The sequence below is a fragment of the Rhizobium sp. NXC24 genome (genome assembly GCF_002944315.1).
In the GTDB taxonomy this organism is placed as follows: Bacteria; Pseudomonadota; Alphaproteobacteria; order Rhizobiales; family Rhizobiaceae; genus Rhizobium.
This window is the reverse complement of record NZ_CP024314.1, coordinates 2,163,972-2,180,295: the sequence shown is the minus strand read 5'-3', so window position 1 is coordinate 2,180,295 and position 16,324 is coordinate 2,163,972. Positions and strand designations below refer to the sequence as shown.

At 60.6% G+C, this 16,324-nt stretch carries 14 protein-coding genes; 3 read left to right on the top strand and 11 right to left on the bottom strand.

Translation table 11 applies throughout. The features are described 5' to 3' along the window. Positions 1-9: 9 nt before the first annotated feature. Genes NXC24_RS34010 through NXC24_RS34000 form a run of 3 tightly spaced genes read right to left on the bottom strand, consistent with a single transcriptional unit; the run spans position 10 to position 3,214 of the window. Positions 10-936 (bottom strand): ABC transporter permease, encoded by a 927-nt coding sequence (locus tag NXC24_RS34010; protein WP_104827990.1) that lies wholly within the window; start codon positions 934-936, stop codon positions 10-12. Next, positions 936-2,066 (bottom strand): ABC transporter permease, encoded by a 1,131-nt coding sequence (locus NXC24_RS34005; RefSeq protein WP_104827638.1) that lies wholly within the window; start codon positions 2,064-2,066, stop codon positions 936-938. The genes NXC24_RS34010 and NXC24_RS34005 overlap by 1 nt, the downstream gene beginning before the upstream one ends. 20 nt (positions 2,067-2,086) lie before the next feature. Further along, complete coding sequence (locus NXC24_RS34000) at positions 2,087-3,214, bottom strand: BMP family ABC transporter substrate-binding protein (protein ID WP_104827637.1); 1,128 nt, start codon at positions 3,212-3,214, stop codon at positions 2,087-2,089. 310 nt (positions 3,215-3,524) lie between these two features. Here NXC24_RS34000 and NXC24_RS33995 point away from each other — a divergent pair, with 310 nt between their 5' ends. Next, entirely contained in the window at positions 3,525-4,232 is a 708-nt protein-coding gene (locus tag NXC24_RS33995) for a GntR family transcriptional regulator (protein ID WP_104827636.1), read from the top strand. A gap of 7 nt (positions 4,233-4,239) precedes the next feature. Here NXC24_RS33995 and NXC24_RS33990 read toward each other — a convergent pair whose 3' ends face one another. Continuing rightward, positions 4,240-4,869, bottom strand: a complete 630-nt coding sequence (locus NXC24_RS33990) for a hypothetical protein (protein WP_104827635.1) — start codon at positions 4,867-4,869, stop codon at positions 4,240-4,242. Between the two features lie 436 nt (positions 4,870-5,305). Beyond that, positions 5,306-7,264 (bottom strand): mechanosensitive ion channel family protein, encoded by a 1,959-nt coding sequence (locus tag NXC24_RS33985; RefSeq protein ID WP_245464129.1) that lies wholly within the window; start codon positions 7,262-7,264, stop codon positions 5,306-5,308. A gap of 187 nt (positions 7,265-7,451) precedes the next feature. Between NXC24_RS33985 and NXC24_RS33980 the strand changes: the two genes are divergently transcribed. Together NXC24_RS33980 and NXC24_RS33975 are read left to right on the top strand one after the other, a co-directional pair. Next, positions 7,452-7,751 carry a hypothetical protein gene (locus NXC24_RS33980; protein WP_104827634.1) on the top strand — a complete coding sequence of 100 codons (300 nt, stop codon included), beginning with the start codon at positions 7,452-7,454 and terminating at the stop codon, positions 7,749-7,751. Positions 7,752-7,878: 127 nt separating this feature from the next. Then, entirely contained in the window at positions 7,879-9,621 is a 1,743-nt protein-coding gene (locus NXC24_RS33975) for a hypothetical protein (protein ID WP_104827633.1), read from the top strand. Between the two features lie 249 nt (positions 9,622-9,870). On the opposite strand, the gene NXC24_RS33965 is transcribed toward NXC24_RS33975, so the two are convergent. The 6 genes from NXC24_RS33965 to NXC24_RS33940 form a co-directional block, all read right to left on the bottom strand. Then, the gene (locus NXC24_RS33965) at positions 9,871-10,881 is read right to left on the bottom strand and encodes an HAD family hydrolase (RefSeq protein ID WP_104827631.1); all 1,011 of its coding nucleotides are present in this window, start codon (positions 10,879-10,881) and stop codon (positions 9,871-9,873) included. 13 nt (positions 10,882-10,894) lie between these two features. Then, positions 10,895-11,860, bottom strand: a complete 966-nt coding sequence (locus NXC24_RS33960; protein WP_104827630.1) for a formylglycine-generating enzyme family protein — start codon at positions 11,858-11,860, stop codon at positions 10,895-10,897. 84 nt (positions 11,861-11,944) lie between these two features. Further along, entirely contained in the window at positions 11,945-13,282 is a 1,338-nt protein-coding gene (locus NXC24_RS33955) for a BatD family protein (RefSeq protein ID WP_104827629.1), read from the bottom strand. After that, the gene (locus tag NXC24_RS33950) at positions 13,279-14,835 is read right to left on the bottom strand and encodes a VWA domain-containing protein (protein WP_104827628.1); all 1,557 of its coding nucleotides are present in this window, start codon (positions 14,833-14,835) and stop codon (positions 13,279-13,281) included. Before NXC24_RS33950 ends, NXC24_RS33955 begins: the two co-directional genes overlap by 4 nt. Then, on the bottom strand, positions 14,832-15,821 hold the full coding sequence (locus tag NXC24_RS33945; RefSeq protein ID WP_104827627.1) for a VWA domain-containing protein: 990 nt from the start codon (positions 15,819-15,821) through the stop codon (positions 14,832-14,834). The genes NXC24_RS33950 and NXC24_RS33945 overlap by 4 nt, the downstream gene beginning before the upstream one ends. Then, the gene (locus NXC24_RS33940; RefSeq protein ID WP_104827626.1) at positions 15,808-16,323 is read right to left on the bottom strand and encodes a DUF4381 domain-containing protein; all 516 of its coding nucleotides are present in this window, start codon (positions 16,321-16,323) and stop codon (positions 15,808-15,810) included. The genes NXC24_RS33945 and NXC24_RS33940 overlap by 14 nt, the downstream gene beginning before the upstream one ends. Position 16,324 lies beyond the last annotated feature (1 nt).

Sequence of the window (16,324 nt, the reverse complement as noted above, 5' to 3'; positions counted from 1 at the left end):
TGATCTCTCCTATTTGGTGAGCGAGAGTGCACCCGGCGCACCGGCGAGCGAGCGCGTGGGCGACGAGGTAATGATCATGATGACGAGCGTGAGCACGTAAGGGGCGGCATAGAAAAGATAGTAGCCTTCGGTCACTCCGACCGACTGCAACGCCGGGCCGAGCGCCCCAGCGCCGCCGAAGAGCAATGCTGCGAGGAAGCAGCCGATCGGATTCCACCGCGCAAAGATGACGAGCGCCACGGCCATCAAGCCTTGGCCGGAGGAGATGCGTTCGTTCCACGAGCCTGGATAGTAGAGCGAGAGATAGGCGCCGCCGATCGCCGCCAGCGAGCCGCCGACGGCGGTGGCCATCAGGCGCACGCGATCCGGATTGACGCCCATGGCGCGTGCAGCATCCGTGCTATCGCCGACGACACGCAAAATGAGGCCGACACGCGTATTCTTGAACGCCCACCGGAGGGCGAAGGCGAGCATCGCGCCGAGGATGAACAGCACGTTGATGCTCAGCGCCGCTTGGATCTGCGGCAGGCTGGACCAGAATCCTAACGGAATTGCCGGCAGGTGTGGCGCCGCCGGCTGGATGAACGGTTTTCCGAGGAAGAAGGCGAGGCCCAGGCCAAACTGCATCATGGCGATGCCGATCGCGATATCGTTGACCTTCGGCCATTTGCAGATCCAGCCATGCACGGCGCCGAAAATTGCGCCGGTCGCCATTGCAGCGAGTACGCCGAGCCAGGGGGAGCCGCTCATGACGGCGACAGCGTAAGCGGTCATGGCACCGAAGACGAGCGTGCCTTCAAGGCCGAGATTGATGCGGCCCGAACGCTCGGTGATCGTCTCGCCGAGGCTGACGAAGATGAAGGGCGTCGAGACGCGGATCGCGCCGGCGAAGATGGCGAGGGGCACTCCCCAGAGGCCGATTGCGGTGTCGTCCATCATTCGCTCCTTTTCCAGAGGTCGGGATTGAAGATCTTGAAGCGGCCGTAAAAGGTCTCGCAGAAGAGGATGACGATGAAGAGCGTGCCCTGCAGCACCAGCACCGTGGCATCCGGCAGGCCCATGCGGCGCTGGATGAGGCCGCCCGCGGCATTGATGCCGCCAAGCAGGATCGCGACCGGGATAATGGCCAGCGGATTGTGCCGAGCGAGGAAGGCAACGAGAATGCCGGTGTAGCCGTAGCCAGCGGCAAGCGACGCGTTGGCGCTGCCCTGCACGGCTGTGACCTCGATCATGCCGGCAAGCCCGGCGAAACTGCCGGCGATCGCCGTGAAGCCGGCAATCAGCCGGCCGACCGGCAGGCCCTGGATCTGCGCGGCGCGGACATTGCCACCGGCGATGCGGGCCGCAAAGCCGTAGCTCGTCACCTCGATCAATACCCATGAAACGATGCAGGCGACGACGCCAATGACGAGACCCCAATGCACGTCCATGCCCGGGATATGGCCAAGCATGTAGTCTTGCGGCAACGGCTTGGTCGAGGGCTTGTTGAGGCTTGCAGGATCACGCAGCGGCCCTTCGACGAATTGGTTCATCAGGGCGATGGCGATATAGGAAAGCAGCAGCGACGAGATGGTCTCATTGACGCCGCGGTAATGGCGCAGGAAGCCGGCGAGGCCGATCCAGACGCCGCCAACCAGCATGGCAGCGATCGCCATGAGAATGAAGGTCAGGAAGACCGGTGCCGAGCCGACGAGTGGCAGAGCCATCGCCGCGGCGGCTACGCCACCCAGCACGACCGCGCCCTCTCCGCCGATGATGACGAGGCCGAGACGGGCAGGTAGGGCAACGCAGAGTGCCGTCAGGAGAAGGGGTGCGGCACGGCTGAGGCTGTTCTGCACGGAAAACCAACTGCCGAAGCCGCCGGTGTACATGAGTTGGAAGAGCATTGCGGGCGATTTGCCGATCGCCAGGATGAAGAGGGAGAAGAGCGCAAGACCGATCACGATAGCCGCAAGGCCGATGACAATCGGCTCGGCCCGCCGCGCGATCCATTCAAGGGTTGGGCGCAACGAAGCCGGTTTTTCGGAAGCGACTGATATTGCGGGATCGTTGGCCTGGACAGTCATGGCGCTTCTCCCTTTGCGGTTTACGCTGTGGACCCGACGACGCCTTCCACCAGGTAATTCATGCTTTCGAGCTCGATCGCGTCTTCGGCGTAGCTCTTGTCGGCGGTCACGACTATGTTGCCCTTGTTGTCCTTCAGCGGCCCCTTGAAGACCGAGAACCCACCCTTCATCATCTCAGCATGCGTGGCCTCGAAGGCCTTGCGGCCCGCCTCGGAAACGCCTGGGCCGAGTGCGCTCATCTTTACGAAGCCGTCCTTCAGGCCGCCGCGTACGAAGTTGCCGAGCTTTTCGCCTGCCTGCGCCTTCTTGACGAAATTGCTGTAGACGTTGCCCCAGGCCCATTCGGCACCGGTGAGATATTTTTCAGGAGCAAGCGGGCTCTGGTTGGCGTGGTAGCCGCAAATGAAGGCGCCGCGGCCACTGGCCGTCTCGACCACCACTTTGGGGCTGTCGACGTGGCAAGTGATGACGTCGGCGCCCTGATCGATCAGTGCGTTGGTCGCTTCGGCCTCCTTGACCGCGAGCGACCATTCTCCGGTGAAGATCACCTGGCAGGTGATGGTGGGATCCACGGACCGAGCCCCAAGCAGGAAGGCATTGATGTTTTGCAGGACCTGCGGGATCGGCTTGGCGGCAACGAAGCCGATTTTCTTGCTCTTCGTTGCATGGCCAGCTGCGATGCCGTTCAGATACTGACCTTGGAAGATATAGCCGAAATAGGAACCCGTATTGGCCGGATGCTTGCCCTCCTGCCAGAGGCCGCCGCAGTGGCGGAACTGGACATCGGGGTATTTGGCGGCCATGGCCAGCATGTGGGGGTCGAAATAGCCGAAGGAGGTTGGGAAAAGCAGGGTCGCGCCATCGAGATTGATCATCGATTCCATCGTCTTCTGGACGTCGACCGTCTCGGGCACGTTCTCTTCTTCGACAACTGTGATGCCCGGCAGCGCTTTGACGGCGGCTGCGCCCTCGGCATGCGACTGGTTATAGCCATAGTCATCCTTCGGGCCGACATAGATGAAGCCGACGGTGAGGGCTGTCTGCGCAAGGGCCTGGGAGGAGAAAAAGCCGGGTGCTGTGCCGACGAAGAGGGTGGTGGTGGAAGCCTGAAGGAAACGGCGGCGGTTCATGGAAAGGAGTCTGGTCATCGGAATGCTCCCCGTGCGGCGGTTTTGCCGGTTCAACTGATTGCAGAAAAGTGTATGCAATGCCCGTGCCAGATTTTATTGCGTTGATTTTACATAAAAATTTCCGGGGTTGTTTAGGGAAGATGTTAAAGTGTATGCAATTTTAATCTCAATCAGGCCAAAGATTGTGCATAGCCTATAAAATAGCCGTATAATCATATGAGCAATAGCGATTGAGTGCACGCTGGCTTGGATTCGCGCGATATATTATTCAATATAAACAATATAATATTGCCAGTGTTTGACTTTGATCAGCCGGCGCTACATGTGTATGCAACACGCAACAAAACAGAATCGATCCTTGAAACAGGTCAGGCGCAGAGAGATCATCCGGGCAGGAACGACCGTCGAACAGATGGTGCGGGCAATAGCCGACATGATCGTGACCGGGCAGATGCTACCGGGCGAGAAGCTTGACGAAATTTCGCTGGCCGCCCGTTTCGAAGTATCGCGCACGCCGGTGCGCGAGGCGCTGCGCGAACTCGGGGCAATGGGGCTTGTCGAACGCGAGCCGAACCGCAGCGCCCTCGTTACCAATGTGACCGAGACCTATCTGCATTCTATGTTCGAGGCGATGGCGGAGCTTGAGGCAATCTGCGCGCGGCTTGCGGCCGAGCGAATGACAGTCGAAGAACGGCGCATGCTGGAAATCGAGCATCACGCTTCCGCACGCCTTGTGCATCTGGGTGCGGAGGAAGACTATGCCGCCCATAATACCGAGTTTCATACTCGGCTTTATCGCGGCGCGCACAACGAACACATCTACGAACTGGTCACGCAAAGCCGAGCGCGGCTTGCGCCGTTCCGTCGCGCGCAGTTTCGGTTACCCGGCCGGTTGGCGAAATCCTATGACGAGCACGACGTAATCGTAACGGCGATCATGCGAGCGGATGGCGCCGGCGCTGCGCAGGCCGCATATTCCCATGTGGAAATTGTCAGCGACGTTAGCGCGGTCTTTGCCAAAGCAAGTGAAAGCTAGCTATGCGCTAGTGGCATCCTGATTTGTCCTTTTCACATCCAATCCGGTTCATCGTCACGAATACGGGCGGATAGCTGTAGTCATGCTTTTTCTTGTCTGTCGCGGCATCGACTAAGGCGACTGCCACCATTGTTACAAGACCGTTGTTGCTTGCTGCCGCCATGCGGTCATGGGATGTTTCATCGAAAGGCTGAGCGCTTGCATAACCGGTCCTGTAGCCCGGGGCTTGGCAGTGGACGGAAACCGGGCGTGAGGCGTAGCCGTAGTCAGGCACTCTAATTTCTGCGGGAGTCTTCACAGAGGCACGATACCCCTCGCTGTCCAACGCGCAGTCGATGCCTTCCAATTCGGTTCTGGTGGAAAATTGTGCGTCCTTCTTCCGGACATCCTCGTAGGTTCGCACCGTAACAATCTTCTGGCCTTTGAGCGCCGGGATGTCTTGACCGGCAGCGCGCTGTGGTGACAGCACATCGCCGTACTGTACGCCTTTCGCGGTCGGTGTGGCCACAACGCTCATCGCGATAGGCTTTGCAGTTTGGCACCCTGCCAATGCCGCAACAGTGACTACGGAAATGGCGCAAGAACGGATTTTTGTTTTCATCATATAGCCTAAAAATTGGAGGAGGCGGTGGTTCAAGTGACGCGCCTCGCTGGCAAATGGATAAGACTCATATCGTGGCTGACGGCTTCGCTTGTGCCATGCATGGCGGCTATCAACCTCTGATTATCCCGATAAATCAAAAGCACTACCAACCAATAAACAGAATGTGGTGCATTTTGCGCAAAGCAGCGCATTGCGCTCGAGCCGACCTCCGGGCTCGATGTTTGCGGGTTCCGAGAAGGCGGAATGAGGCTATTGATTGGTGCGTAACCACCTAAAAAGCCTGGAAAATTCCAGTTCGCTGTAGTCGCCCGGAGCCCAGGAGCAACAGGATCAGGGTTCCCCAACACAGGACTGCCCAAGACGAGGGCGCCACGTCGTTTTGTGAGTCTCAATCCAGTCATCAGCGTATCGAAAAGACCGCCACGCATGATCCGTAGCCACAGCTCTTCCTAATACGATGACATGGCCGTTACTTCGGGGCCTCGGTGGCCTGCTGCTTGAGCTGGACCGACCGGAGCGCCGCCACCGCTGCGCTGCCCTCGGCTTTTTCTTCGCCGCCGACCTGCACGGTCGGCTGGGCGAACTCGATCCCGTTCGATCGGAACGCATCGCGGATCATCGTATAGGCCCGACGGCGCACGGCGGACTGATGGCCGGGCACGGTACTGAATGCGAAGCTGAGCTCGATCCCGAATTCGCCGATCTGCTCGACGCCTTTCATCTTCACCGGCTCTATGATGAATGGGGCAAGCTCAGGATCTTCTTTCATCTCTGCGCCAATGGCTTTTACCAGCTTTTTCACCATGGCGATGTCGGTGTCGAATGCAACACGCAGCATGAACTTGTCGATCACCCAGTCCCGGCTCATGTTCTGCACCGCACCTAGCGCCCCGAAGGGCACGGTAAAGATCGGCCCGCGGTGATGGCGCAGGCGTACCGAACGAAGGCTGAAGGATTCGACAGTGCCCTTGTAACTGCCGCTCTGGATGTATTCGCCGACGCGGAATGCGTCGTCGAGCATGTAGAAGATGCCGCTGATGACATCCTTCACAAGCGTCTGCGAGCCGAAGCCGAGGGCGACGCCGAAGATACCCGCGCCTGCAATGAGGGGGCCGATCTGAACTCCCAGTTCGGCGAGCACGGTCAGTGCCGTCGCGGCGAGCACGAAGACGGCCAGCGCATTGCGGAAGATCGGAAGCAGCGTGGCGATGCGGTGCTCGCTCGCGGCTTCGCCGCCATGCGCGGAAGGATCGGCGGAGAAAGTCTGCAGCTTGCTGTCGATGAAGGCTTTGGCGATATGCCAAACGAGATCGGCAACGAGAAGAACGACGGCGCTCTTCAGCAGGCCGTACGTAATGGCGCTCAAGGTGGGATCCTGATGCGCCAGCGAATCTGGATTGAGGTGCCACACCATTGCAAGCCATGCGACCGCGATCGCGATGACGACGGCCCGGCTACCCCTGGCAGCGATAACGGCCTTGAGATCTTTCCGGTTGTCTCCCATTGCACGCTCGACGGCGCGCCCGACGAGGCGAAGCAGGGGCGGCAGGATCATGGCAAAGATCCCGAGCCAGGCAAGACCCTTGAAGTTCAGCAGCCAAAGCAGCCAGACGGCAAAGAGGCAGAGCGATAGCGCAAGTTTTCGCGAACGCGACGATGAATTGCGGGTCCAGACGGCTTCCAGGGCGAGCGCGAACAGGAAGATCGAGAAGCAGAAGGAAATCGCCTGGTTGACAGGTGGCGGGACGCCGAGTGGAGGCCCAAGGGTTGCGGTCGCTATTGCAAAGAAAAGCAGGCCTGCGAACGCCTTGATTCGCCGACGCAGGCCTATGTCCGGGGTTGCAAGCGCCACTGCCGCCGAGAGGCAACGATAGGCCACGAAAGCGATGAGATAGGTCAACAGCACGATGCGCACGAGAGGCGGCCAGTCGACCACGAAGAAAACGATCGCCATGGCTGCGGTAAAAACGGCAATCGGCAGGAATTCCGCGGCGACCGGAGACGACGAGGCGCGATGCGACCATTGTCGCCGGAATACGGCTTCGACCGCCGCGCCGAGCAGTACGAGCCCTCCCAGCAGCACGACGATCGGAGCATATCCGTGGTCGATTGCATCGGCCCGCCCTCGGCGCATGGCCGCGGCGATTTCACCGGGAATCGTCGGTATGGCGGCGATAATGCCACCGTACCGCGAGCGCGCTCGCTTGTCCCAGTCGGCAAGCGCAGAAGCATCCTGCTCCGCAGCCGGCCCGGCTGCGGAGCCGGCCTTGCGGCTGTCAAGCCAGGCTTTGACGTCGGGATCTTGCAGCAAGCGGACGAGTTCATCGACCTTGGCATCCGAGGTTTGCTGCTGGGCATGCGCCATGGGTGCGAGGAGAAGCAGGCCGAGAATGAAGACCGTGGCGACGGCAAGATATGCAGGCTTCATGGAATGCTCCTCTGTCGGTCCTCAAATGGAGCATACAAGTTCCCTACAGGGGAGTACGTTACGGTAAACTCGGCGTAACAACTATCGTGCAGGGCATTTACGGTCCTTGTTACGGTAACGTACTTCCTGAAAGTGGGCGCCGGATCATACTCCTGAAAAAGGTGCCGGCGGGAGTCTGAATGGTCTGATGGACAAGGGGAGCGGCAACGAAAGAGCCCCGGTAGGTACACGGGAACGCGGCATGTGGCGGTTGATGTTGAAGCTGCCGTCAATTCGCGGCCGCCTTCAGATTCTTGCCACGAAGCCCTCTTCGCTTGGAAATCTGTTCGAAGCCTATGACGACGCGTGCTCCACGCTGGACCGGCTTCGTAGCGAATCCACCGGCGACCGCTCGCCCATGATCGAAGAGTACACGGGCATCTGCGCGGAAATTGAATCCGAAGTCATACAATATTGTCTCGAACGCGGTTCGAGCGTGCCGAAATAACCCGCGAACTCGCGTCAAAATCAATCACGTTGTGGTTTTGTTAGAGACTTGTATTGCAACCGTTTGTTTTCTGAGCGATAAATTCGTCTGTTCTACTTTAGCTGGACCAATGTGTGCGGGGGCCGCCATGGACGCTGAAGAACACGACACGAGGGCTTGCGAAGTTTCCGAAGCAGACGCCAGAGCCGAGCTCGACAGGCTGCTCTCCGACCCAAGGTTTCATGCGACGGATCGGGCGAAGGCAATTCTCGGATATATTGCCGAGCAGGGATTAAGCGGGCGTGCGGAAGGGGTCAAAGCCTATTCCATAGCAATCGATGTGCTTGGACGCACCAGCAGTTTCGATGCCTCCCTCGATCCTATCGTCCGTATCGAGGTTAGCCGGCTTCGTACTGCGCTCAGCCAGTATTACGAAGCATACGGCTCGCCGCGCGGAATCATGATCGACCTGCCAAAGGGGCGCTATGTCACGATTTTTTCCGCATCATCCTTGCCGGAATATGAGATCGGCGGTGAAGCGGCAGAGGCCGAAACAGCGAGGAGGGAGCTGGAGGAATACATCGGCCCCCTCCAAACTTCGCGTTCGAAACGTTCTCCGGTTGCAGGGTGGCAGGCATGGGCAGCGATTGCGGCAGTCCTTGGCATGGGGACGGCGCTCATGTGGGGAATGTCTGAGATTGCTCCGGCAATCACTGTCCGCCCGGCGGTCTCGGTCGAGATGGTGGCTGCCGACGCCGCATGGAGCGGAGAGGCAAACGCGACGCGTGAGATGCTGCTGACCGCCCTGACCCAGTTTCGGACGCTGACTGTCACCGAGGCTTTGCCCCCGGACAGACTGCAGTTTGCGGCCCACCGTTCTTCCGACGCAAACACCTATCGGATCGAGATGAAGTATTATGGCGATGGGAACGATAGAAGCATCTGGTGGCAGATAGCGAACCTCGCGACCGGCGAAGTGCTTCGGTCCGGGGTCGAAAGGGAGGATACGGCAGGCAAGAGCCCCGCGGCCGTTAGCATGAATCTCGCGGCGTCTCTAGCCCGAAGGTTTGCCTCGAGCGATAGCGTGATCAATAACGCGGAGACCTATGGAAGCGCTGCAGGTTCGCTTGGAAACGCTTGCGTGCTCCGCGCAGAGCGCGCGCTCGAGGACCGAGACTCAGCGGTGATTGCGAGATCGATGAACTGTCTGGAGCGGACAATAGCGAAAAGTCCGGACGATGCAGACGCCGGCGCAACGCTCGCAAGGGCGCTGCTGACAGGAGAAGAGGGTGTGATCGACCAGGCGACGCTCGCCAGATCCTATAAACTCGCAAGCCGCTCCGTATCGCTTGCGCCGCGTTCCGACCGGGCGCAAGTCGCCCTGATGATGACGCAGTTTGCCGCGGGCTGGAACACGGCAGCAATAGACACAGGCAACAGGGCCATGTCCCTCAATCCGAACAATCCGGATGTTGGCGCAACGCTCGCCACGGTTCTTTTTGCCTCCGGCTATTTCGACGCAGGCGTCTCGCTGGCACGGGATGCCGGGCGCAATGTCGACGCCGTGCCAGGCGATGCGGTTATCGTTCTCGCTCTCGACGCCTATCGCAGGTCCGACTGGTCCGAGGCCTCGTTGCTGGCCGAGCAGGTGCATCGCGGCGACTATGTGCTGAAGGTGCTGAGGATCGCCGCACTGGCTCAGCTCGGATCGAGCCAGGCTGCCCCGCGGCTCGCAGCCATGCAGAATCAGGATCCGGATTTCATTCGCCTGTTTCATCAAAGAATGGAGCAGAGACATTATCACCCGTCCATTACTGCAAAGCTCAAGGACGGCCTGACGAAGGCCGGTGCGGACTTCAAAGCCGCCGACCGGCTTGCCAGCGCATCCTAGAGGCGGGGATGTCGGAGAAGGCCGCCTGTCGGCAGTGGCTCTTGCCGCTCCGGTGGCTTCTCACGCCGCCGACCTGGCGCCAGCCATGGCTCCGCGATTGCCGGTTACAGAGCGCTTGGCGTCAACTACAGCAATGGCAGCCTCACCGAGGATATCGTGGAGCACGGCCCGATGGTGGGTGCGGTATTCCACTTCTGACCGGGGGAGGGCAGGCAGGCCCGGCCCCCGGCTTGCCGCCATCAGCCCTGACTATTCGAAAGCGAAGATCTTCTTCCAGTCATTCTTCATGTCAACGACCAGCCAGTTGCGGCGTCCGGCTTCGTCGAGCGCCTTGTCCAGCTTCCCAAACGCGGACTGGCGGTCGTAGGCATATTCGCGATCGCCGTCCGTATGGTGGATCAGCATCGCAAAGCCCGGGCTCTTCGCCGCGGTCGTCCACCGCATCATCTCGTAATCGCCGTCGGAATTGCCTGCAACGAAGATCGGCTTGCGCCCGATGAACTTGTTGATACCGGCAGGCTTGCCAGGGCCATCGTCGATGAAGTCGATTTCCGGTAGACGGTTCAGGACAGGTACGTCGTCGACGATCGCAAATTCGGTGGTGATTGTGCTTCCCACCACCTGTTCCGGCGGGATGCCATAGGCCTTTTCCGTAATCGGCCGCATGAACTCCACGCCGCCGCCGGAGACGATGTAGGTCTTGAAGCCGTTGGCGCGCAGATAGTCGAGCAGTTCGCGCATCGGCAGATACGTCATCTCCGTATACGGCTTGCCCGTCTTCGGATGTTTTGCCGTTGCGAACCAGTCCGTGACGATCGAGGCGAACTGGTCAGTCGTCATTCCGGCATGCGTTGCCATGCCGAGTTCGACGATGCCCTTCTCGCCGCTCTTTGCGATCCCTTTCAGATCGCCGGCAAGGATGGATTTGAACGGTTCCTTCTCCTTCCATTCCGGGTGTTGCGGCGCCAATGTCTTCACCCGGTCCAGCATGAAGCCGAGTTGGACGTAATAGGGCTGTTCGGACCAGAGCGTGCCGTCATTGTCGAAGACTGCGATGCGATCTTCAGGCGCGACGTAGCCTTCGCCGCCATCCGTCACCGTTGCCTTGACAAAGGCCATGATGTGGCTCTTCGCGGCCGTGTCGTTCCATGACGGCAGCGGCTCCTGCGAGAAGGCGGGACTGACGAAGCCCGCCGCCAGCGTAAACACGGCAACAATCAGCGAGGCGAGGATCGTTTCGGTGTTCCGGATCGGTCTCATCGGATATCTCCTGTCACGCGGTCGTTCTTTTCACGCAGCGGAAGCCGACATGGCTTGTGGACGTATCCTCCGGCTCGGCATGGCGGGCGGCCGGGCGATAACGACGGCAATAGTTCGGGGCGCAGAGATGCGAGCCGCCCTTCAGCACCCTCCGCGGGATGCGGATTTGTGGTTGCATGGGGTCGTAGCTCGCATCTGCCGGTCCGCCGTGGGGATTGCTCGGGATGCAGCAGGATTTGGCGGCAGGTTCGGTGTGCCGTGCTGACCAATAATCGGAGGTCCACTCCCACACATTGCCGATCATGTCGTAAAGGCCGTAGCCGTTCGGTGGGAAAGAGCGCACGGGCGAGGTCCGTTCTTTTCCCGCAGGCTTGGTGCTGAGCGTCGGAAATGTTCCCTGCCACGTATTGGCCATCGGGCGACCGTCGGGCATGAGTTCATCCCCCCAGGCGAATTCGGCGTCGTCCAGGCCACCGCGGGCGGCAAGTTCCCACTCCGCCTCGGTCGGCAAATTGAGGCCCGCCCAGTCCGCATAGGCCTTGGCATCGCACCAGGCGATATGGACAACAGGATGGTCCAGCTTTCCACGCAGGTCACTCAGTCCGCCGAGCGGACGGCGCCAGTTCGCGCCGAACTTGAATTTCCACCACTGCGTTATGTCCGGGCCAGCAACATTCTTCGGCTGGAAGAAGACGAGCGATCCTGCCTTCAGCATTTCGGGGCGTGCGCCCGGATAGTCTTTGGGATCGGGAGCCTTCTCGGCGAAAGTCACGTAGCCGGTGGCGTCGACGAATGCCACGAACTTCCGGTTCGTCACCGGCGTTTCCTCGATCCAGAAGCCGTCGACCCTTACCGGATGGGTAGGGGCCTCCTCCGGATAGTGGTTGTCCGATCCCATCGTGAAGGTCCTGCCGGGGATCCAGACCATGCCCTCGGGGCCGCCGTCCGCTGTCCGCTCGTTTTCGAATGCCAAAGCCATCCTTGCCTCCGAAATTGAAAGAACAGCTTTGCCTTCGATGCGGCTGTTCGGAAGTACGTTACGGTAAATGCCCGGCGGCAAATGTTACCACCGGCGTAAATTTACGGAAGTGGGCGAAGCCGCGCCTGGATTGAGCGGTGGCAGGGCACCGCCCCGCAAGCTGCCTGGAGCAGGTTTTGCGATGTGCGACCTGCGAACAGCATCCGCCAACGCCTGCCGGTCGAATGGAGCGCCATCGGTTCCGGAACCGAAGAGGGCTTTTTCTATGGCCTCTATCTGCGATCCCAAGTCGGGATCGGACGAGGCGGTCATCCATGTCGAAATCGAGGAATAGCCGACCACTCGTGTCCAGCGCATCAAAGCCTGATAGACGGCACTCTCTTCATCACCGGCGATTGAGTTCATCAGCCGCTTGAATTCCACGTGTTCCGAGTTTGGGCGCGGGCGACGCCAGGCTCGCATTCCGTTTGAAAACCGTGGCAGGAAGCGCCGACCCGCCCATAGGACGGCAACGCAAAGAGCGCAGCCCGAGGCCAGCGCTGCGGCCGTCAGGGTTCGGGAACGGCTCGGCGCCGTCTCCTGCCGAAGCTCGGGCGCGATGATGTCGGACGATGCCGGAGCATCGATGACGGTGACGGCCACAGTCGGTAACGTGGCGGTCCTGGCCTGATGCGCGTCGACATCGAACCATGGATAGGAAATCGCGGGGATGCGGAAGGTGCCGGCCTTGTCCGCCGTGTAGACGATGGTCTCTATACGCCTGCTTCCCGTCGTATTTCCGCTCACGATGTTATCCGCGATCTGCGGTGGCTTTTGATATTGCCTGAGACCGGCAGCCTCGCCGATGACGACCTGCGGTATCATCATGGCCTGTGTATCCTCGCCGAAGACGGTCACGGTCCGCACGACCGCATCGCCGACCTTGAGCTGTGAGGGATTCCGGTCGAAGGACTGGGTGAGCGCGATCTGGCGGGCGGCGAAGACCGGTGTCCGTTGTCCGGATGCCGAACCGATGACATTGAAGCCGATGGATGGAAGTTGCACCGTTCCCTTGACCCGTCTCCCGTCTTCCGAATAGCCGAGCTCGATCGGCACCGACGGCAGGGTGAACGTTCCCGATACCTCCGGAACGACGGCATAGGTCCTGCGAATTCCGGAATATTGAACGCCATCGATGGTCTGCAGCAGATTTTGCGGGCGCTCGTTCGCGAGCGTGACGACGGCGTTGGGAAGGTCGAACAGCGGGAACTGAGGAGGCGAGGTAAAGAAATCCGGAACGAAGACGTCGACGATGACGTGCACCTGCTGGCCAGGCACGATCTGACCGTCGTCATCGACGCTTGCACGGGCGAAAGGTTCCGCCGCCAAGCAGGAAGTGGCGGCCAACAGAGAGAGGGCAAGGCCCATGGCTGCCGATCTCATGGCGTCTTCTCCCGCGTTTCGAGGGAGAACTTCCGTGCCATGAGATCCGCCGGGCTCACCTGGATATTCTTCATCCACATCTCCGACGTTTGTTCGGCGATGTCGATCCTTCCTTGCTTGCCCTGTTTGCCCTTGTCGTCGAATTGCACCTGATCGGGTTTCTCGTTCGGTTCCCCTTGCTCGTCCTGTTCCTTCTCCTGTTTCGCCTTTAGCAGCGCTTCGGCGATTGCGAGATTCGCCTGCGCGTCCGGCCAGCCCTTTCGCCCATCCAGCGCCCTCTTGTAAGCAGCGACCGCCTCGTCGAACCTTTCCAGGTGAAGCAGCGCGTTTCCCTGATCATACCAGCTCTCCGCAGTGTCGACGGCGGCGAAGGCGTCGACGGCTTCCGCGTATTTGCCGGCGCGATAGAGCGCGGCGCCCTCCCACATCGGATCGAGAAAATGCGCCGATGCCGCTGCATAATCGCTGTGCTCGTAGGCAAGCCGACCCTGCTGGTCTGATGTCAACCACATGTCCGCAAGGCTGCCGGCATCGACCTCGGTGGGCATCACCATTCTCGCAGCAAGAACGATGCCGGCAAGGCGTACGACCCAGCCGCGCCGGAACGACGCCGCGTAGAGAATGACGAGGGGGATGACCGCCCACCATCCCATATCGCGCCAGCGATCGCCTTCCTTAGCCTGCTTCTGTTCGAAATTCGTCCGGATGCGCTGCATTATCCAGCGCACGTCCGTGTCGTCGTCGGTGATCGTCGCGACCTCCGTGCCCGTCTGCGTATGCAGGCGCTTCAGACCCTCGATATCGAGCTTGGCGAAGATGCGTCCGCCGCCCGCATCCGTCTCGAAGCCACCGTCCGGTGTCTTGACGGGACCGCCTGCTGCCGTGCCGACGCCGAGTACGACAATGCTGCTGCCCGCTCCGCGCTTGAAAGCTTCAAATGCTCTCTCCTCGATACCGTCTGTCATGAACAGGATCGTGCCGGTCGTCTCCTCCTTCGAGAGGAGCTCTTCGGCAAGCTGGAGCGGCCTGGTCGAATCCTTGCCGGGGACGGGCATGATGCGCGTCGCCAGGGCATCCGTGTAGGTTTCGGTGAGAGAGGCGTCCTCTGTGAAAGGAAGGACGAGATGCGCCGTTCCCGCATAAGCGACGACAGCCGTCCTCGCACCTTGCCGCTCCGCGATGACATCCCTGATTTTCAGCTTGGTGCGCTCAAGCCGCGAAGGCGTAACGTCGATCGCATTCATCGTCACCGACAGATCGACGGCGATGACGAGTGGCGCCGTATTTTCGACGAACGGTGGAACCTCCCGCTCCCAGGTTGGTCCTGATGTCGCGATCGCTGCCGCCGCCATCGCGGCGGCAAGGAGCCAGGAAGGTCGGAACCGGGAGCCGCCGCTTCCCCTGACGACGAGGCTGTCGAGCAGGTGCGGCGCGATGATCCCTTTCCATCGGTTGCGGGCATCGCCGGAGCGGGAGGACAGCCAGAGCAACGCGACCGGAAGCGCAAGCGCCAGCAGCCACCATGGACGCAGGAAATGGAAGTCCTCTATCATGCCGCCACCTCTCTATGCAGGAGGCTGCGGATGCCGCACAGTCCGTAATAGACCACGATGAGCGCGATCGATGCACCAAGAGGCCAATAGAAGAGTTCTATGCGCGGTTGCCAGGAGAGCGTCTTCTGGTTCACCGGCGTGATCCGATCGAGCACGTCGTAGATGGCGGCGAGCGCAGTTTGATCTTCGCCAAAGAAGTAGCGCCCACCGGTGCCTGTGGCGATCTTTCGAAGCATTTCCGTATCGAGCTTGTCCTCGCCGGTCGCCGCCGGATCACCGATTCCGACGGTATGAACAACGATCCCCTTGGTCTTGGCGATTCCGGCAGCCTTGGCAGGCGGCATCTTGCTGGCGGTGTCGTTGCCGTCGGTCAGCAGTATCAATTCCTTCTCCGGAACGGTCGTCTTTTCGAACATCTTGATCGCCAGCCCTATTGCGTCGCCGAGCGACGTGCGGGGACCTGCGATGCCAGGCACGATCTCGGCGATCATCTTCTGCAAGGTGGCATGGTCCATGGTAAAGGGGACCAGCGGATATGGCGCATCGCCGAAGGCGACGAGGCCGATCCTGTCGCCGGGTCGCTTCGATACGAAATCGGAGACGACCTTCTTAACGGCATCGACGCGTGCCTCAGTGCTTCCGTCCGCGGCGTGGAAATCCTTCGTATCCATCGACTGCGATAGGTCGAGTGCGAGCATGATGTCTCGCTGCGGCTCGACCTTCTCGATCGGCGGCTCGACGAATTGCGGACGCGCGAGGGCGAGCAGCATCAGGCACCAAGCGAGCGTCTCGACGATCAACTGTAGCCAAGTCCGGCGCGGGATGACCGAACCTTCCGTCGGACGGATGCCGGCGGCGTCTGCAACCTGCTCGAAGAAGGGGATGCGAACGGCCTCCGACGTTTGCCGATGCGCTGGAAGAAGCCACCAGACGAACAGCGGCACGGGAAGAAGAAACAGCAGCCATGGATGGTCAAGCTGATACATGATGGTGTCCGATCCAGCTTCGTGCGGCCGGGACCGCTTGGTCGACGACATCCGGCGGCGGCTCTGCATTGCCGTGGTATTCAAGATCGTCGAGCAGTCTTTCCAGGGCGGTACTCGCTTTCTCGTCGCCATGTTCGCTCAGGAAGCGAACCCAGGCCGCGCCGGCGATCTCTGCCACGGCCGGCCGGCCCCAGCCGGCCAGCATGACGCGCTTCAGAAGGGCGGCGAGTTCGCGCAGCCCGTCTCCTCGCGCGACCGGATCGCGGATTTTCTCTTCAATCTCGGCGAGTTGGGCGAGCGCCTCGCGTCGATAGGCGTTTGCGCGATAGGCCTTCAGCCAGCGCAGAAAGACGACCAAGAGAACGACAAGGAGAATTGCCGCCAATACGGCCCATCCCCAGGTCTGCGGCATCCACGAGACCGGCGGTGGCACGGCGATGTCCCTGAGGGATCGCAGGGCGATCTCGGTCATCGGATCGGTCGTCGGAGTGGCTGGTCCCATG